Source organism: Anabaena sp. WA102, from assembly GCF_001277295.1.
GTDB lineage: Bacteria > Cyanobacteriota > Cyanobacteriia > Cyanobacteriales > Nostocaceae > Dolichospermum > Dolichospermum heterosporum.
Genome location: NZ_CP011456.1, coordinates 5,671,131 through 5,687,250, shown reverse-complemented (window position 1 = coordinate 5,687,250; position 16,120 = coordinate 5,671,131). Strand labels below are relative to the sequence as shown.

The 16,120-nt window shown below is 38.3% G+C and carries 24 protein-coding genes; 11 read left to right on the top strand and 13 right to left on the bottom strand.

From position 1 onward, the window contains the following. Positions 1–7: 7 nt before the first annotated feature. From AA650_RS25260 to AA650_RS25245, 4 genes are all read right to left on the bottom strand, one after another. A complete protein-coding gene (locus tag AA650_RS25260; RefSeq protein WP_053541125.1) occupies positions 8–406 on the bottom strand; it encodes a type II toxin-antitoxin system VapC family toxin in 399 nt (132 codons plus the stop codon). A 4-nt stretch (positions 407–410) separates the two neighbouring features. Then, complete coding sequence (locus AA650_RS25255; RefSeq protein ID WP_053541124.1) at positions 411–707, bottom strand: hypothetical protein; 297 nt, start codon at positions 705–707, stop codon at positions 411–413. A 370-nt stretch (positions 708–1,077) separates the two neighbouring features. Continuing rightward, complete coding sequence (vapC, locus tag AA650_RS25250) at positions 1,078–1,488, bottom strand: type II toxin-antitoxin system VapC family toxin (protein WP_053541123.1); 411 nt, start codon at positions 1,486–1,488, stop codon at positions 1,078–1,080. A gap of 2 nt (positions 1,489–1,490) precedes the next feature. Further along, complete coding sequence (locus AA650_RS25245; protein WP_039199934.1) at positions 1,491–1,685, bottom strand: type II toxin-antitoxin system VapB family antitoxin; 195 nt, start codon at positions 1,683–1,685, stop codon at positions 1,491–1,493. Between the two features lie 346 nt (positions 1,686–2,031). Here AA650_RS25245 and AA650_RS25240 point away from each other — a divergent pair, with 346 nt between their 5' ends. Together AA650_RS25240 and AA650_RS25235 are read left to right on the top strand one after the other, a co-directional pair. Further along, positions 2,032–2,307, top strand: coding sequence for a hypothetical protein (locus AA650_RS25240; protein WP_027402764.1), 276 nt, complete (start codon positions 2,032–2,034; stop codon positions 2,305–2,307). Next, positions 2,286–2,705 carry a type II toxin-antitoxin system VapC family toxin gene (locus AA650_RS25235; RefSeq protein WP_039199932.1) on the top strand — a complete coding sequence of 140 codons (420 nt, stop codon included), beginning with the start codon at positions 2,286–2,288 and terminating at the stop codon, positions 2,703–2,705. The genes AA650_RS25240 and AA650_RS25235 overlap by 22 nt, the downstream gene beginning before the upstream one ends. A 48-nt stretch (positions 2,706–2,753) precedes the next feature. On the opposite strand, the gene AA650_RS28470 is transcribed toward AA650_RS25235, so the two are convergent. Next, entirely contained in the window at positions 2,754–3,083 is a 330-nt protein-coding gene (locus AA650_RS28470) for a hypothetical protein (RefSeq protein ID WP_199924349.1), read from the bottom strand. Between the two features lie 260 nt (positions 3,084–3,343). Next, on the bottom strand, positions 3,344–3,958 hold the full coding sequence (locus tag AA650_RS25230) for a hypothetical protein (RefSeq protein WP_053541122.1): 615 nt from the start codon (positions 3,956–3,958) through the stop codon (positions 3,344–3,346). A 502-nt stretch (positions 3,959–4,460) separates the two neighbouring features. Here AA650_RS25230 and AA650_RS25225 point away from each other — a divergent pair. The 3 genes from AA650_RS25225 (at position 4,461) to AA650_RS25215 (ending at position 10,490) form a co-directional block, all read left to right on the top strand. After that, a complete protein-coding gene (locus tag AA650_RS25225) occupies positions 4,461–8,447 on the top strand; it encodes a magnesium chelatase subunit H (protein ID WP_053541121.1) in 3,987 nt (1,328 codons plus the stop codon). Positions 8,448–8,607: 160 nt separating this feature from the next. After that, positions 8,608–9,183, top strand: a complete 576-nt coding sequence (locus AA650_RS25220; RefSeq protein ID WP_053541120.1) for a Uma2 family endonuclease — start codon at positions 8,608–8,610, stop codon at positions 9,181–9,183. Positions 9,184–9,314: 131 nt separating this feature from the next. After that, on the top strand, positions 9,315–10,490 hold the full coding sequence (locus tag AA650_RS25215) for a DNA cytosine methyltransferase (protein ID WP_053541119.1): 1,176 nt from the start codon (positions 9,315–9,317) through the stop codon (positions 10,488–10,490). 13 nt (positions 10,491–10,503) lie between these two features. Here AA650_RS25215 and AA650_RS25210 read toward each other — a convergent pair whose 3' ends face one another. Further along, positions 10,504–11,301 carry a hypothetical protein gene (locus tag AA650_RS25210; protein WP_053541118.1) on the bottom strand — a complete coding sequence of 266 codons (798 nt, stop codon included), beginning with the start codon at positions 11,299–11,301 and terminating at the stop codon, positions 10,504–10,506. Positions 11,302–11,797: 496 nt separating this feature from the next. On the opposite strand from AA650_RS25210, the gene AA650_RS25205 reads away from it, so the two are divergent. After that, a complete protein-coding gene (locus AA650_RS25205) occupies positions 11,798–12,046 on the top strand; it encodes a type II toxin-antitoxin system HicA family toxin (RefSeq protein ID WP_053541117.1) in 249 nt (82 codons plus the stop codon). A gap of 1 nt (position 12,047) precedes the next feature. After that, positions 12,048–12,260 (top strand): type II toxin-antitoxin system HicB family antitoxin, encoded by a 213-nt coding sequence (locus tag AA650_RS25200; RefSeq protein ID WP_053541116.1) that lies wholly within the window; start codon positions 12,048–12,050, stop codon positions 12,258–12,260. A 97-nt stretch (positions 12,261–12,357) separates the two neighbouring features. Here AA650_RS25200 and AA650_RS28940 read toward each other — a convergent pair whose 3' ends face one another. From AA650_RS28940 to AA650_RS25190, 3 genes are read right to left on the bottom strand one after another with little or no spacing between them, the layout of a single operon-like run. Beyond that, entirely contained in the window at positions 12,358–12,642 is a 285-nt protein-coding gene (locus tag AA650_RS28940) for a type II toxin-antitoxin system VapC family toxin (RefSeq protein WP_234413448.1), read from the bottom strand. 2 nt (positions 12,643–12,644) lie between these two features. Beyond that, positions 12,645–12,800, bottom strand: coding sequence for a hypothetical protein (locus tag AA650_RS28935; protein WP_234413258.1), 156 nt, complete (start codon positions 12,798–12,800; stop codon positions 12,645–12,647). After that, entirely contained in the window at positions 12,788–13,009 is a 222-nt protein-coding gene (locus AA650_RS25190; RefSeq protein ID WP_053541115.1) for a hypothetical protein, read from the bottom strand. Before AA650_RS25190 ends, AA650_RS28935 begins: the two co-directional genes overlap by 13 nt. 201 nt (positions 13,010–13,210) lie before the next feature. On the opposite strand from AA650_RS25190, the gene AA650_RS25185 reads away from it, so the two are divergent. The 4 genes from AA650_RS25185 (at position 13,211) to AA650_RS25170 (ending at position 15,084) form a co-directional block, all read left to right on the top strand. After that, positions 13,211–13,489 carry a type II toxin-antitoxin system RelE/ParE family toxin gene (locus tag AA650_RS25185; RefSeq protein ID WP_053541114.1) on the top strand — a complete coding sequence of 93 codons (279 nt, stop codon included), beginning with the start codon at positions 13,211–13,213 and terminating at the stop codon, positions 13,487–13,489. A 78-nt stretch (positions 13,490–13,567) separates the two neighbouring features. Further along, complete coding sequence (locus AA650_RS25180; RefSeq protein WP_053541113.1) at positions 13,568–13,879, top strand: HigA family addiction module antitoxin; 312 nt, start codon at positions 13,568–13,570, stop codon at positions 13,877–13,879. Beyond that, on the top strand, positions 13,870–14,451 hold the full coding sequence (locus AA650_RS25175; RefSeq protein WP_053541112.1) for a Uma2 family endonuclease: 582 nt from the start codon (positions 13,870–13,872) through the stop codon (positions 14,449–14,451). Before AA650_RS25180 ends, AA650_RS25175 begins: the two co-directional genes overlap by 10 nt. 387 nt (positions 14,452–14,838) lie before the next feature. Continuing rightward, positions 14,839–15,084, top strand: a complete 246-nt coding sequence (locus tag AA650_RS25170) for a hypothetical protein (protein WP_053541111.1) — start codon at positions 14,839–14,841, stop codon at positions 15,082–15,084. Between the two features lie 31 nt (positions 15,085–15,115). On the opposite strand, the gene AA650_RS25165 is transcribed toward AA650_RS25170, so the two are convergent. From AA650_RS25165 to AA650_RS25155, 3 genes are all read right to left on the bottom strand, one after another. After that, a complete protein-coding gene (locus tag AA650_RS25165; RefSeq protein WP_053541110.1) occupies positions 15,116–15,514 on the bottom strand; it encodes a type II toxin-antitoxin system VapC family toxin in 399 nt (132 codons plus the stop codon). A 6-nt stretch (positions 15,515–15,520) separates the two neighbouring features. Continuing rightward, positions 15,521–15,754, bottom strand: a complete 234-nt coding sequence (locus tag AA650_RS25160) for a hypothetical protein (protein ID WP_053541413.1) — start codon at positions 15,752–15,754, stop codon at positions 15,521–15,523. A gap of 72 nt (positions 15,755–15,826) precedes the next feature. After that, the gene (locus AA650_RS25155; RefSeq protein WP_233455439.1) at positions 15,827–16,117 is read right to left on the bottom strand and encodes a type II toxin-antitoxin system Phd/YefM family antitoxin; all 291 of its coding nucleotides are present in this window, start codon (positions 16,115–16,117) and stop codon (positions 15,827–15,829) included. Positions 16,118–16,120: the final 3 nt, after the last annotated feature.

The following is a 16,120-nucleotide window of genomic DNA, read 5'->3' as shown; positions in this document are numbered from 1 at the left end:
ATTTCTATCACAACCAATTTTCTAATTTAAGTCCTTCAATTCTTAATAAATCAGAATCATTAGAAACGAGAATTAAATCGCGGACAATTGCTGTAGCTGCTATTAAAATGTCAGCATCTTGGATAGGAGTACCTTTGGATTTTAATTTGGCATGAATTTCACAGGATTTTTCAATAATTTCTAAATCATCTAACAATAATACAGGATAATCATTACAAAATCCATGAAAATCTACTAATTGTTTAGTAGCATTGAGAGATATCAAACCTCTTTTAATTTCATAGTAGGTTATACAACTAATAAATATTTCTGAACCAAGAAAGCTTAACTCTCTCAATTTATTATTTATGGTTGTATTTTTCTTTAACGCATAGCTAACGATATTTGAATCAAGTAAAAAATTCATGGTTTTATTTTCTCGCTACTGCTGCATCAAAAATCGCTATTTCTTCTGGTGTTAAATCATTTAATGTCCCAGCAACAGCTTCTAATGTTAATATTTTACCAATCCTTCTGGTTAAATCATGTTCTTTAATTGCTCTCATTTCTTCTGGTGAAAATCTGCTAAATAATTCTATTAACGTTGCGGTCATTTCATATTGATCTAATTTCACCATGTAGAAACTACTACCTCGAAATAGTTTATCTACAACATGAGAAATGCGTTCTGTTAGTTCTTGTTGATAGTCGGTTAATTGTTCTTGCATGATGTTTACTCTGTTTGTGCTTTGGAAAAATCTAATTCTTATTTATATTATATCGTTCAATAAATTAATTTTTTAATACTCATTACCAAACAGCGATTCCTACGGAGCGCTTCGCTATCGCACACAACCCCTAATTTTAAACGAACTGCTTGCAGCAGCGCTTCGCTATCGCACTCCAACATCCCAAAACAGCGATTCCTAGGGAGCGCTTCGCTATCGCTCACAACCCTAATTTTAAACGATTCCTACGGAGTGCTTCGCTATCGCACTCCCAACATCCCCAAACAGCGATTCCTACGGAGCGCTTCGCTATCGCACACAACCACCCCAATTTTAGGCGAACTGCTTGGAGCAGCGCTTCGCTATCGCGCTAACCCTCAACAGGCAATAAAATAATAGGAATATGTACTAGAAAATTCTGAAAATCATTGTCAGTGTAGAGAATGCTGTAGCTTCGACGATGAGCAACTGCACAAATCAAAAAATCAGTATTTGAACCCTGAATGCCTTTACTGCGGCAGGTATTGAAAAACTCCGCAGCAAGTTCGTAGTCTTCTGGCATGAGTTCTAAATCAGGGAAAGCTCGGAGATAATCTCGTAGACGGGTAAACTGTTCAAAATTGCGGATTCCAGAAAGAATTTCTTGACGAATCGCACCTAGTAAGGCAACTTGGTCATCAGTGATTAAATTCTGCAATATTGTAACTGCTGGGGAAAAATCAGGTGGTGTTTTCCGACGTAGAGCCAATGACCAAACGGAAGTATCAACAATAATGCTCATGCTTAATGACGTTGCTGCTTATAGTTATAGCTTTCGTCATACTCGATAGTCCCAAAGAGGTCTAATACTTTGAGCCGTTTACGACGTTGAATATATTCGCGCAGTGCTGTTTCTACTAAAGAATCAATGTTCACCTGATTATCAAGTGCCAACGCCTCATTTAGTAAGGCTTCGTTGATGTTGAGAGATGTAGTCACAATCAATTTTGATCCTAAAAATGACTAAGGAATGTGAATTAAATAAGGTGCAAAAGTAGGGTGTGTTAGCGACAGCGTAACGCACCATTCCAGGTTACATCAGAATTGCAGGTTATTAAATTTGCGTTCCTAAACAAATGGTAGCGCACTCTAGGCGATCGCTCACAACCCCCTAATTTTAAACGAACTGCTTGCAGCAGCGCTTCGCTATCGCTCACAAATACCCTAATTTTCGGCGATTCCTAGGTCGCGCTTCTTCATTAAGACACTAAGCAAATAATTAGTTAATAAAATTGCACTTATTTGTTATAATATTATTTGTGGTTAATAAGAGAGAAATTATCTTGTGAAATCTACATTTAACTGGAATCCAGAACAGACTTTACTCGAAAAACTGATCAATCTGGCTAGTAACCGTGGTCAATCACCGGAATCAATTATTAGTGAAGCTGTCAGATCATACCTGGAAATCCAATCACTAGAAACAGTTAATGATGCTGTATCTGATCCATTAATTGGCTTATTTGCAGCCACACCTGATTTAGCTATTAATTCCGAAGATATTCTTCAAAATGAAGTAACAGAGAAATCAGGTTGGACATGGAAAGAACCCCAGCAGTAGCTGATACTGGCTTTGTTGTCGCATTGTTGAATCGTTTGGACACAATGCACAATAGTGTAACACCAGTATACACACAACAAAAACAAATTTTATTGCCACAAACAGTATTAGCAGAAGTGGCTTATTTAGTAGGACGTAATGCAGGTTCAGCAACATTAGTAGCTTTCTTAAAAGGACTATCTGCAAGTAGATTTATTTTAGTAGCTTTGACAGATCAAGATTTGGTGCGTGTTGCGGAAATTTTGGATGAATATGCAGATAGTCGGATTGATTTTGTAGATGCAAGTGTTATGGCTATAGCTGAACGTTTTGATATTAAAAGAATATTGACTTTAGATCAGCGAGATTTTAGATTATTTCGACCTCAGCATTGTGATTGTTTTGAGATTTTGCCTTGAAAGAAATATATAGTTAATATATAAGCGCGATTCCTGCGGAGCGCTTCGCTATCGCACCCCAACATCCCCAAACAGCGATCGCTCACAACCCCCTAATTTTAAGCGATTCCTACGGAGCGCTTCGCTATCGCAATTCCAACTTATTCCTAAAGTGCGATCGCTCACAACCCTAATTTTAAACGATCGCCTATTTTTGATCCTTGATTCAGGAGGTGAACGCTGATAAACGCAGATAAACGCGGATTTTTTGTCTGAATCAGGATGTCCAGGATTTGAGGATGTACAGGATGTAATTGCTCTTTTGTTTGTTGGTGGTGAATGTTGTAATTGTCTGATAGCGTAGCGTGGCGTTAGCCATATCAGAATAAACAAAATCATCCCCAAATTTTCACCAACAATTATTAAATAACATCCTGTAAATCCTTTAATCCTGGTTATCCTGATTCTGACAAAAAATCATAATCGCTCTCACAACATCCCCAAACAGCGATCGCTCACAACCACCCCAATCTTAAACGAACTGCTTGCAGCAGTGCTTCGCTATCGCACTCCCAACTTATTCCTAAATTGCGCCGGTGATAGCAATTTTCAAAATCTTTGCAATTTTCGTAATTATCCAGCCAGTAAATCCACAACATCTACTGATCTGAAGCCCACTCAAGTAGGGCTTGAAGATTTGAAAATTTAATGACTTTATATTCTGCTTTGAGAATAGTATTGCTCTCGTTGTACAAAAAGTTCTCAATTTTTTCTGCCTCCACGTCTAAATGAAGATAAAATAACCTGAATGAGTCCGAATCTTTGCTCTCTTCTATTTCGTATAACTCTTGAGACTTGTGACTGTTATGATATTCTTTGAACAATAAAAATCCGTCAGTACATACAGCAGATGTAAAGGTACTAAGAATTTTTTCAGTTATACCTGTATTACCAAATCCGGAGCTAACAACACTATCCAGCAGTCCTTTGACAAGCTTTAATCCTTGATCAAAAGTCATATATTTTTTAGTGATTGATTCTTCATATTTTTGATCAAGACCTTCAGATTGTTTTTTAATCTTGCTCTTAGCCTTTTCAATAACTTTATCCTTAAAATCAGGATATTTTTTTGCTAAATCTGTTACTGAAAAAATATTTCTGGCATCATTTTCATTGACACGTTTCGTAAATAATTTATAATAATCTGCCCCAAAAGCAATTTTAAGAAGGTCTCCTAAAAATTCTAAAAGCATAATTTGACCTGATGTACGCATAATTTTCCTCCTAACAGTAAATCAATTTTGTCCAACAAAATTAGAGTTCCCAGAACTGGGGGCTATACTAAACACGGATGGGAAATGGACTTTTGTAATATTACGAAAAACCCAGATGTGTAGGGGTTTAGCACTGCTAAACCCTTACCACAGAATCAAATGATTCAGCCATGTTGAGTATAACTGCACAATTGAGCAGCAAGCGATCGCTTAACTCAAAACCAGAATATCACAATACTGTCAGCACTAACGTTTTGTTACATAACAGCATAATTATGTAAACAAAATTTAAAAACAGGTGAGAGAACCTGTATTCTTTGTTAAGATTCATGAATAAATATGTTGTTTTCTATATCATTTTGTGTCAGATATAGGACAAAACCCCCACAGAATCCGAGTTTTCTGCTAAAAAACTCTTATTGCCGAAAATAATTGCAGTTACAAACGGCCATATTAGCCGTGAGGAACTTCATGAGAACACGCTTGAAAGGAGCTTATTTGAATGTTTACCCAAGTCAAGTCCACGATTCGACATATTGCACCTGACGATTTACGGGGACGTAAGTTAATCAAGGTTGTCTATGTCGTGCTAGAATCCCAATACCAAAGTGCATTATCGCAAGCGGTACGGGAAATTAACGCTAATCATCCCAGCGTAGCCATAGAAATCAGTGGATACTTGATTGAAGAACTGCGTGGAACTGAAAACTATGAGGAGTTGAAACGTGATATAGCCAGTGCTAATATATTCATTGCTTCTCTGATTTTTATAGAAGACTTAGCACAGAAAGTAGTTGCCGCAGTTGAACCCCATCGTGATAACCTAGATGTATCGGTTGTCTTCCCCTCCATGCCCGAAGTTATGCGCCTCAATAAAATGGGTAGCTTCTCTTTGGCGCAGTTAGGACAATCCAAGAGCGTCATTGCTAACTTCATGAAGAAGCGCAAAGAAAAATCTGGCGCTGGTTTCCAAGATGGAATGTTGAAGTTGTTGCGGACACTTCCCCAAGTGCTGAAATTCCTCCCCATGGAAAAAGCACAAGACGCGAGAAACTTCATGCTCAGTTTTCAGTATTGGCTAGGTGGTTCAGCGGAAAACCTGGAAAACTTCTTGCTGATGCTGGCTGATAAATACGTATTGAAAGGCGTAGAAAAAGAAAGCTTTGCTGCTGCTAAGTATGAAGCACCAGTTGTTTATCCCGACATGGGAATTTGGCATCCTTTAGCGCCGACTATGTTTGAGGATGTGCGAGAATATCTGAACTGGTATTCTGCCCGCAAGGACATTTCTAGTAACCTGAAAGACCCCCTTGCACCCTGTGTAGGTTTGGTATTACAACGGACTCACCTCGTTACCGGCGATGATGCCCATTATGTGGCAATTGTGCAGGAATTGGAATCTTTAGGGGCAAGAGTTCTTCCTGTTTTTGCTGGTGGTTTGGATTTCTCTAAACCAATAGAAGCTTACTTCTATGAACCAATTACAAAAATGCAGTTAATAGATGCGGTGGTGTCTTTAACTGGTTTCGCTTTGGTGGGTGGACCCGCTAGACAAGATCATCCTAAAGCTATTGAAGCCTTAAAACGGTTAAATCGTCCTTACATGGTCGCATTGCCTTTGGTCTTCCAGACTACGGAAGAATGGCTCGATAGCGATTTGGGGTTACATCCCATTCAAGTGGCTTTACAGATTGCTATACCCGAACTAGACGGCGCAATTGAGCCGATTATCTTATCAGGTAAAGATGGGGCAACCGGGAGAGCGATCGCTTTACAAGACCGAGTAGAAATAGTTGCCCAACGCGCCTTAAAATGGGCAAATCTCCGCCGCAAACCCAAATTAGACAAGAAAGTTGCCATCACTGTTTTCAGCTTCCCTCCCGACAAAGGTAACGTGGGTACAGCCGCATATTTAGACGTATTCGGTTCTATCTTCGAGGTTTTACAAGGACTCAGAAACAACGGTTACGACGTGCAGGACATTCCCGAAACTCCCCAAGAGTTGCTAGAACAAGTCATCCACGACGCACAAGCACAATACAACAGTCCTGAACTCAACATTGCTTACAAAATGTCCGTGCCAGAATATGAAGCACTGACACCCTACTCCCAACGCTTAGAAGAGAACTGGGGACCACCTCCCGGAAACCTCAACAGCGATGGACAAAATCTGTTGATTTATGGGAAACAATTTGGTAATGTGTTCATTGGTGTCCAGCCCACATTTGGTTATGAAGGCGACCCCATGCGGTTGTTATTCTCCCGTTCCGCAAGTCCTCATCACGGTTTTGCAGCTTACTACACCTACCTAGAACGGATTTGGGGCGCTGATGCTGTGTTACACTTTGGTACTCATGGCTCGTTGGAATTTATGCCCGGTAAGCAAATGGGAATGTCCGGTGATTGTTACCCAGATCAACTAATTGGCTCAATTCCTAACCTGTATTATTACGCAGCTAATAACCCCAGTGAAGCCACAATTGCCAAACGTCGCAGTTACGCAGAAACAATTTCTTACCTGACACCACCTGCGGAAAATGCTGGTTTATACAAGGGTTTGAAGGAACTCAGCGAGTTAATTGCTTCTTACCAAACTTTGAAAGACACAGGACGCGGCGTTTCCATTGTCAATTCCATCATGGATAAATGCCGCATTGTCAACTTAGACAAGGATATTGAGTTACCAGAAACCGATTCTAAGGATATGTCCTCGGAAGAACGGGATAACATTGTTGGTAGCGTTTATCGCAGGTTGATGGAAATTGAATCACGCTTGTTACCTTGTGGACTGCACGTGATTGGTAAGCCTCCTAGTGCTGAAGAAGCGATCGCAACTTTGGTCAACATTGCTAGTTTAGATCGGCAAGAGGAAGAAATTCAAGGTTTACCGGGAATTATTGCCAGAAGTCTGGGACGCACCATTGAAGATATCTACAGAAACAACGATGCCGGAATTTTGGCAGATGTGCAACTATTACAAGATATCACCCTCGCTACCCGTGCGGCTGTAACGGCATTAGTTCAAGAACAAATTGACGCAGAAGGTCGAGTTATCGCGGTTTCCAAGTTGAATTTCTTCAATATGGGCAGAAAAGAACCTTGGGTAGAATCACTGCATCAATCAGGTTACACCAAAGTTGATACCTCTGCGTTGAAACCCCTGTTTGAATATTTGGAATTCTGCTTAAAACAAGTTTGTGCAGATAACGAACTGGGTGGACTTCTCCAAGGTTTAGCTGGTGAATATATTCTCCCTGGTCCCGGTGGTGATCCTATCCGTAATCCTGACGTATTACCCACTGGTAAAAATATTCACGCTTTAGATCCCCAATCTATCCCCACTTCCGCCGCAGTTCAATCTGCGAAAATCGTCGTTGATAGATTGTTGGAACGGAACAGGTCAGAAAATGAAGGAAACTGGCCAGAAACCATTGCCTGTGTCCTCTGGGGTACAGATAACATCAAAACCTACGGTGAATCCCTCGCCCAAATTATGTGGATGATTGGTGTGCGTCCAGTACCCGATGCTTTGGGACGGGTGAATAAGTTGGAATTGATACCTTTATCAGAGTTGGGTCGTCCTAGAATTGACGTGGTAATTAACTGTTCTGGTGTATTCCGCGACTTGTTCATTAACCAAATGAATTTGCTTGACCAAGGTGTGAAAATGGCTGCGGAAGCTGATGAACCTTTGGAAATGAATTTTGTCCGCAAGCACGCTTTGAAACAAGCGGAGGACATGGGGATAAATCTGCGTCAAGCTGCAACTCGCGTTTTCTCTAATGCTTCTGGTTCTTATTCTTCTAATATTAACTTAGCGGTGGAGAATAGCACTTGGGATAGTGAAGCTGAGTTACAGGAAATGTATTTGAAACGGAAATCTTTCTCTTTCAATTCTGATAATCCTGGGGTTATGGATGAGTCGCGGGAGATTTTTGAAACTACTTTGAAAACTGCTGATGCAACTTTCCAGAATCTCGATTCTTCGGAAATCAGTTTAACAGATGTTTCCCATTATTTTGACTCTGATCCTACTAAGTTAGTAGCAAGTCTGCGTGCAGATGGCAAGAAACCTGCATCTTACATTGCAGATACAACTACTGCGAATGCACAGGTGAGAAGTTTATCAGAAACTGTGCGTTTAGATGCGCGGACTAAGTTGTTAAATCCCAAATGGTATGAGGGGATGTTATCTCACGGTTACGAAGGTGTGCGGGAACTTTCTAAGCGGTTGGTAAATACGACTGGTTGGAGTGCGACTGCTGGCGCTGTGGATAACTGGGTTTATGAGGACACGAATGAGACTTTCATCAAAGATGAGGAAATGCAAAAGCGTCTCATGAATCTCAATCCTCATTCTTTCCGCAAGATTGTTTCTACTTTGTTGGAAATGAATGGACGCGGTTATTGGGAGACTAGTGAGGAAAATTTAGACCGGTTACGTGAGTTGTATCAGGAGGTGGAAAATCGGATTGAGGGTATAGAATAGGATTAAATGGGCAGGTTTTATACCTGCCTATGATATCTTGATTTTGTTTCGCGCAATCTCTCTTAGAGATCCCGAAGGGTAGTCGCAAAGGAGCAAAGGAAGAGGGAGATTAGTTTATGATTTGGGAAAATAACAATTTTTGTAATTGTGGGATGTGGTTATGAATGCTTTAACTGTGAGTTTAAAATCAGTGATAGATATGACTGATGATCAGTTTTTTCAGCTATGTCAAAACAACCGCGAATTGAGATTTGAAAGAAATGCAAATGGGGAATTAATAATTATGTCACCTGCGGGGGGAGAAACGGGAAATCGTAATGGTAGACTCAATCAACAATTATTTAATTGGACTGATGCTGATGGTACTGGGATAGCTTTTGATTCTTCTACTGGTTTTAAATTACCAAATGGTGCAGATCGTTCTCCTGATGCTTCTTGGATTAAGTTGGAAAGATGGGATGCTTTAAGTGATGAAGAAAAACAAAAGTTTCCTCCTATTTGTCCTGATTTTGTCATTGAGTTACTTTCTCCTAGTGATAGTTTGAAGACTACACAGGAAAAGATGAAGGAATATATAGATAATGGTGTGCGTTTGGGTATATTAATTAATCGTAAATCTCGTCAAGTGGAGATTTATAGACCAGGAAAAGAGGTTGAGGTTTTGGATTCTCCTGCTACGGTTTCAGGGGAAGATGTTTTAAAGGGGTTTGTTTTGAATTTGGCGATGATTTGGTAATGTTTACAATTATTCAATTTATCTATCACGAAAGAGTGATACACTTGATCTAATTAGTGATATATGAGCAAGTTCCTTATACATCTCATTATATAACTATTGATTTTAGTAATTGTTGGGGAACGACAAGAATGATAGATGGTAAAGCTATTTCTATTTCCTTATTTACAGGTGCTTTTGGTCTAGACTTGGGTATGGAACAAGCAGGATTTCATACAGTAAGTGTAGTAGAAAAAGACCGTGATGCTACAAAAACAATTGCTCTTAATCGTCCATTTTTGCAAGAAAGTGCTATTCCCAGAGAAATACAAAACGTCAGTTCTCAAGAATTACTTGAAGAAGGGGGAATAGTTTTAAATTTAGGACGTGCTTTACAACCAGGAGAAGTAGATTTAGTAACAGGTGGTCCACCTTGTCAGCCATTTAGTACCGCAGGGAAAAGAGGTTCAGTTATGGACCCTCGCGGTAGTTTATTCATGGACTTTGTTCGCATTGTTAAAGAAGTCCAACCCCGTTTTTTCTTAATGGAAAATGTCAAAGGTTTGCTTTCTGCTCCACTTCGTCATAGACCAATTAACCAAAGAGGAAAAGATTACCCACCCTTGGAAGTTGATGAAATAGCTGGTGCTGCTTTGAAAGTAGTATTATCAGAAATGAAGGAAATAGGCTATAACATCGTTTATAACCTTTTAGAAGCAGCAGATTATGGTGTTCCACAGAATAGAGCGCGTGTAGTATTTATTGGTTCTAGAGATGGTGAAGCTGCTACATTTCCTATTCCCAAATATTGTAAAGATGGTAAAATTTTACCTAAATGGCGAACTTTAGAAGATGCTATAACAGATTTAGTTGATACAGAACAAGAATTTATGGCTTATCCAGAAAGTCGCTTAAAATATTTAAGATTATTGGAAGCTGGACAAAACTGGAAGCATTTACCAGAAGAATTAAAACAAGAAGCTATGGGAGGTGCTTATAATTCGGGAGGTGGAAAAGTGGGTTTTTATAGAAGATTATCTTGGGATAAACCTTCTCCAACAATTACAACAAGTCCACACCAAAAAGCTACAGATATGTGTCATCCTGTAGAATTACGTTCTTTAACTGTCCGTGAATCTGCAAGAATTCAAACTTTTCCCGATGATTGGATTTTTTATGGTTCTATCAGTTCTAAATATAAACAAATTGGTAATGCAGTTCCCGTATTACTTGCTAAAGAACTTGGTAGTTATCTTCTCAACTTAATTCAAGGAAAGAAAGCAAAAGGTAAAGAGATATCTGAACAACTTTCACTTTTTTCTCTATAGATTTGGTAACTATTTATTTTGTGGCTAATTCAGCAAATGCTTGATCAATTTTCTGTAACATATCTCGGATATGATTTTCAACTAGATCATAATCCATGCAAATCATATTCCAAAATGGTTTACCAGCAATGCGAGGAATGTTACTTCTATTTGAAAAAGTCCATTTACCTAAATCAAAAGCTGCTATAAACAAAGAGTTTTCATGAATACTTAATTCTTTTTTTGCTCTTGGTACTTGGGAACCAGTCAATGTTCCTTTTAGAGTTTTTAGTTGTGCAAACTTAACTGTTTCTTCCGAAAAAAGTAGAATATCAATTCCAGTAATTTTAATTCCAAATTCAAATTCTGGGTTAATAATATAAGGACTAATATTAGATATCTTTTCCCAGAGACTTCCCATTGTTGTACTAAGGCTTCTTGTCACTGAGTTGCTAGTAACTAGCAATTTAGCTCCACAGAGTTCAAAAAGATTGGATGGGTTAGGATGATCCTCAATTATTGAATTTTTCTTTTCAAAGTCGAGTTTTAACCACTCAATAAAATCATCTGCGAATTTTTCAGTTTTACTACTAATTAACTGAGATTGTCTATCTAATTCTAAAACAGATCCATTCTGCTTGTCTTGTGCAATTTGATATTGGAAGTAAGCTGGTGCTATTGAGGAAATAATTTTTCCGTATTTATATGCTATGTGTAAATCTTCATCTGCGATGTGAGTCACATCAATTAATGAAGCATGATGCAAAATTAGTGCTTTCCGTTCTTGGACAGAAAGTGGGATTAAAGTTTCAGCAGTTAATTCAGTAGACATACAAAGCTATATTTAACTTATTGAGCTTTCTTAGTATTACCCAAAATTACCCCCTAAACTGTCATATCTACGGAAATTGTATTTGATTGTTGGTGTAAAATCTTGATAAGTACAAAAATACTATGCAATAGTGATCGCTAGGTTGCTTTTGGGGATGCGGGGAGTGCGATAGCGAAGCGCTGCTGCAAGCAGTTCGCTTGTTGAGGATGTGGAGAGTGCGATCGCTGGTTGGGGGTGTGGAGGTGCTATCGCTTTTGGGGTGTGGGAGTGCGATAGCGAAGCGCTCCGTAGGAATCGCTGTTTGGGATGTGGGGGATGCGATAGCGAAGCGCTCCGTAGGAATCGCTTGTTAGGGTTGTGAGGAGGTGCGATAGCGAAGCGCTCCGTAGGAATCGCTCTTTTGGGGATGTTGGGAATGTGGGAGTGCGATAGCGAAGCTGACCGAAGGCATCGCTTTCGATTATTATAAGCATCTGAGTCAATAAAATTATAACTTGTGAGTCAACAAGACAAGCTATCAGCTAAAATTCTATCAGGCGCATCTGACACAAATATATCCTTTGAGCAATTGTGTCAACTCTTAATCAGATTAGGATTTGATGAAAGAATTCGTGGTAGTCACCACATTTTTACAAAAGAAGGAGTTGAAGAAATCTTGAACCTTCAACCCAAACAAGGAAAAGCCAAAGCATATCAAGTTAAACAAGTCCGTGAAATGTTACTTAAATATCAGCTAGGAGGTTAAGATGACTCTGCGCTATGAAATTAATCTCTATTGGAGTGAACAAGACCAAGCATTTATCGCAGAAGTTCCAGATTTACCGGGATGTGCTGCTGATGGAGAAACTTATCAAGAAGCACTGCAAAATATAGAAATTATTATGCAGGAATGGATAGAAACTGCTCAAGAGTTAGGTCGAAAAATTCCTGAACCTACACAGCGTTTAATGTCTGCTTAATTGATGCTTTTGGGATGTGGGAGTGCGATAGCGAAGCGCTCCGCAGGAATCGCTGTTTTGGGAGGTGTGGGAGTGCGATCGCTCTATTTCAAAGCACTTAACTTATCAATTGATTTAAAACCAACACAGTTAACCCTGGTAAAGAAGGTAAACGTATATCATTTGTCAAGAAAAAAGACGCACCACCATAAATAGCAGTAGCCATTTGAATAGCATCCGGTGTTCTTAAATTGTAATCTGCTCTTAATTTAGCCGCATTTTCAGCAATATCTGGTAACACTTCAATAGTTGTTAAACCTTGAGAATTAAAAAGAATATCACGATATTGTTGAGCTAATATCGTATTTCCTGCACGTAAAGGATAAACTAAAACTTCTGATATAGTTAAAACCGACGTGACAACACTGAACTAACCTCTATACATAGCTGTAAAAAAACATCTGTAACTTCTAAATAAATAGGATTTTCTTCTATAAAATAAATTAGCGGTGCAGTATCTAAACCTATAATTTTACCCTGTAATTCATTTAACCATTCCATGAATCACGCTCCTGATTAATATATTCCTGAGCGTCAATATTTCCCCAGATTTCTTTACCTAAACCACGTAATTCTAGAATACTACGCTTTGGTTTTGATGTCATTTTCAATTGTTGACGAATTAAGATAGATAAATTTTCAACTAATTTAAGTTGTTCTTCTGGAGTCAGATTTTTAGCCTGTTGTAACAATTCTTGATAGTTAGACATACATTTTTTGCTTATTTATAGTTTTAAGCCTAATTTAACTATACGCTGTTTTGGGTTTGTGGGGTGCGATAGCGAAGCGCGACCTAGGAATCGCTGTTTGGGATGTGTGGGAGTGAGATCGCTTGTTTGGAAATGTGGGGTGCGATCGCGTAACTGTAGGTAGAAACTTTGTATAATCTACATAATGATATAAAATTCAAGATGATTCAAACATTTAAAAGTAAAGCATTACAAAATCTATTCAGAGAAAATTTTAATAAAGGAGTTCCTGCAAATTTAGAAAAGAAAATTAGAATTAGGCTTGAAGTTATAGACTCAGCTTTAATGGTAGACGATATAAAATTACCGGGATATGATTTGCATGAATTAAAAGGAGACAGAAAAGGAACTTGGTCAATTAAGGTATCAGGAAACTGGCGGATAACGTTTAAATTTGAAGATGGGGATGCTTATGATGTCAATTTAGAAGATTACCATTAATGAATGTTGTGTTAATATAGTATTGAATGATTGAACATCGTTAAATAAAGCCAACCAAATTATTAAGGAGTATTAATTATGAATAATTTGCAAGATATTACTCAAGATAGATTAGTAAGACCAATACATCCTGGTGAAATAATTGCAGATATTTTAGATGATTTAGATATTAATCCTAGCAATTTTGCTGAAATTTTAGGAGTATCTAATCAAACAATTCAGGAAATTATTAATGGTGAAAAATCAATTACTGTAGATATTGCAATTCGTCTTGGTAAAGCTTTGGGAAATGGACATAGACTTTGGTTGAATCTTCAGCAAAAAGTTGATGTCTGGGATGCTTTGCAAAGTCATAAGGAAGAATATGAGCAAGTTATGACATTGGTTTAGAATTTATCACTCTCTATCTACCTCCATCAATTCAAATAACTGATGATCAATTCTTTGAAATCTGCCAAATCAATGAATTAATCAAAATTGAACGTAATGCTGATGGTAGTCTTTTATTAAAACCTTTATTGGGTGGGATAACTGGCAATATTAATTCTGGTTTAACTGCTCAATTAGCAAATTGGAACGATGACAAATCACAAGGTGTAGTTTTTGGTTCTGATGTCGGATTTATTTTACCAAATGGTGCTATTCGCTCCCCTAATGCTGCTTGGGTAAAGTTAGAAAGATGGAATAATTTAACTGATGAGGAAAAACAAAAATTTCCTCCCATTTGTCCTGATTTTGTAATTGAGTTACTTTTTTCTAGTGATAGTTTGAAGACTACACAGGAAAAGATGAAGGAATATATAGATAATGGTGTGCGTTTGGGTATATTAATCAATTGGAAATCTCGTCAAGTGGAAATTTATATACCTGGTAAGGAGGTTGAGGTTTTGAAATCTCCTGCTACGGTTTCGGGGGAAGATGTTTTGAAGGGTTTTGTTTTGAACTTGGGGATGATTTGGTAATTATTTGAGATTAAGAAGGGAGTTGTAATTTTTATGCCTGTTGACATTTTTATTTGGAAAGGTGAAATGCCAATCAAAAAGAAGATTCTTCTAAAAAATACTATTTGGCAGATTATTGTGAAAAAGGTTCTCCAATTTCCTATCAAGAAGATTGTAAGAAGCGTGGGAGATCACCTGATAATACATTTACTATCAACGGCTTAAATGAGTCTGCAATGCTTGATTATTATTCTCTCTATATAAGAGGTGATTTACATAAAGACGAATGTTCCCTTGCCTTTCCAGAAACACTTTTTCAGCAAGCCCTAAGTATAAAGCTACTATAGTTTTGTGCTGTTGGAGATGGTGCGATAGCGAAGCGCTGCTGCAAGCAGTTCGCTTTTTGGGATGTGGGGATGCGATAGCGAAGTGCTGCTGCAAGCAGTTCGCTTTTTGGGATGTGGGGAATGCGATAGCGAAGCGCGACCTAGGAATCGCTTTTGGGGTTTGGGAGTGCGTAAGCGTTGCGCTCCGCAGGAATCGCTGTTTGGGGGTATGGGAATGAGATCGCTGTTTGGGATGTTGGGAATGCGTAAGCGTTGCGCTCCGCAGGAATCGCTGTTTGGATATGTGGGGATGAGCGATCGCGTTTAAGGATGTGGGGTAGTGCGATCTCTCCTACAAACTACCAAACAATAGCAACTAAACCCGACGTAGTTATATTTTTATCGCACGTCAATAACCGTACAACTTCACCTTTACTGGCTAAAACTAACACAGTTGCCGCAATTTGTCTATCGTGCATTTCATTAATAGCAGATAAATTCATAGTCATTTCAATAACATCTTGATCAAGGGGATAAATTACCACACGAGGATCAGCTTCTACTGCTAAAATTACATCTTTAGGAGTAGGAATAGATGTTCTACCTCTTTCTACAATCCAAACAGCCTCAGCTAAGGTAGTCGCAGGAATAACTAACTGTGAATTAGGATCACAAAGGATAACTTTAGCATTTGGACCTAACTTTAAATTACCTTCAAGAAACCAGATTAAAGCATGAGTATCTAGGACATATTTCATAATTTATTATGACCAGTCTAAACTGTCTTCACTATCCCCATGAAATTCAGCAATTTCAAAATCCGCTTCTGTTGACTGCTGATTTCCAGAAAACATACCAAACAGCATTATTTGATCTTTTTTGTGATTTTTTTTCGATTTTAAAAAAGTGACAATAACAAAACTTTCTGAAATATCAGATGGTAATTCTTTAAGTTCTACCTTACCATCTTTGTAAATTCCTTCAATTGCTTGCAACATAATTTTTACCATTATCCAATTTTTCCTATCAGGAAAATACTCTCAATATCAGCAATAGCACTAAGTAAAATCTCAATCCGGTATGCCATACTTTTCCTTAAATTCTGCAAATGCTTGATTTAACGGCATACCCTCACCTTGTTCAAACTCATTTATACTTTGACGTATCTTGGCAACGGATTCCAGTAATTCCAGTCTATCAATCATTTTTTGATAACTTTCAGCATCTTGAACCACAGCAGCAGCTTTACCATTCACAGTCAGCACAATAGGAGATTTAGTTTCTTTTAACTTATCCAGAAACATCTTTGCTCCTCGCTGAAACTCTGATAAGGGGTGAATATCGCTTAAGCTAAACATCATACT

What these genes read in the sequence shown, in the direction of transcription:
- AA650_RS25260 (WP_053541125.1), bottom strand. Translation starts at nt 406, where the DNA reads ATGAATTTTTTACTTGATTCAAATATCGTTAGCTATGCGTTAAAGAAA.
- AA650_RS25255 (WP_053541124.1), bottom strand. Translation starts at nt 707, where the DNA reads ATGCAAGAACAATTAACCGACTATCAACAAGAACTAACAGAACGCATT.
- vapC (WP_053541123.1), bottom strand. Translation starts at nt 1,488, where the DNA reads ATGAGCATTATTGTTGATACTTCCGTTTGGTCATTGGCTCTACGTCGG.
- AA650_RS25235 (WP_039199932.1), top strand. Translation starts at nt 2,286, where the DNA reads ATGGAAAGAACCCCAGCAGTAGCTGATACTGGCTTTGTTGTCGCATTG.
- AA650_RS28470 (WP_199924349.1), bottom strand. Translation starts at nt 3,083, where the DNA reads ATGATTTTGTTTATTCTGATATGGCTAACGCCACGCTACGCTATCAGA.
- AA650_RS25230 (WP_053541122.1), bottom strand. Translation starts at nt 3,958, where the DNA reads ATGCGTACATCAGGTCAAATTATGCTTTTAGAATTTTTAGGAGACCTT.
- AA650_RS25225 (WP_053541121.1), top strand. Translation starts at nt 4,461, where the DNA reads ATGTTTACCCAAGTCAAGTCCACGATTCGACATATTGCACCTGACGAT.
- AA650_RS25220 (WP_053541120.1), top strand. Translation starts at nt 8,608, where the DNA reads ATGAATGCTTTAACTGTGAGTTTAAAATCAGTGATAGATATGACTGAT.
- AA650_RS25215 (WP_053541119.1), top strand. Translation starts at nt 9,315, where the DNA reads ATGATAGATGGTAAAGCTATTTCTATTTCCTTATTTACAGGTGCTTTT.
- AA650_RS25210 (WP_053541118.1), bottom strand. Translation starts at nt 11,301, where the DNA reads ATGTCTACTGAATTAACTGCTGAAACTTTAATCCCACTTTCTGTCCAA.
- AA650_RS25200 (WP_053541116.1), top strand. Translation starts at nt 12,048, where the DNA reads ATGACTCTGCGCTATGAAATTAATCTCTATTGGAGTGAACAAGACCAA.
- AA650_RS28935 (WP_234413258.1), bottom strand. Translation starts at nt 12,800, where the DNA reads ATGGAATGGTTAAATGAATTACAGGGTAAAATTATAGGTTTAGATACT.
- AA650_RS25190 (WP_053541115.1), bottom strand. Translation starts at nt 13,009, where the DNA reads ATGTCTAACTATCAAGAATTGTTACAACAGGCTAAAAATCTGACTCCA.
- AA650_RS25185 (WP_053541114.1), top strand. Translation starts at nt 13,211, where the DNA reads ATGATTCAAACATTTAAAAGTAAAGCATTACAAAATCTATTCAGAGAA.
- AA650_RS25180 (WP_053541113.1), top strand. Translation starts at nt 13,568, where the DNA reads ATGAATAATTTGCAAGATATTACTCAAGATAGATTAGTAAGACCAATA.
- AA650_RS25170 (WP_053541111.1), top strand. Translation starts at nt 14,839, where the DNA reads ATGTGGGGATGCGATAGCGAAGTGCTGCTGCAAGCAGTTCGCTTTTTG.
- AA650_RS25165 (WP_053541110.1), bottom strand. Translation starts at nt 15,514, where the DNA reads ATGAAATATGTCCTAGATACTCATGCTTTAATCTGGTTTCTTGAAGGT.
- AA650_RS25160 (WP_053541413.1), bottom strand. Translation starts at nt 15,754, where the DNA reads ATGTTGCAAGCAATTGAAGGAATTTACAAAGATGGTAAGGTAGAACTT.
- AA650_RS25155 (WP_233455439.1), bottom strand. Translation starts at nt 16,117, where the DNA reads ATGATGTTTAGCTTAAGCGATATTCACCCCTTATCAGAGTTTCAGCGA.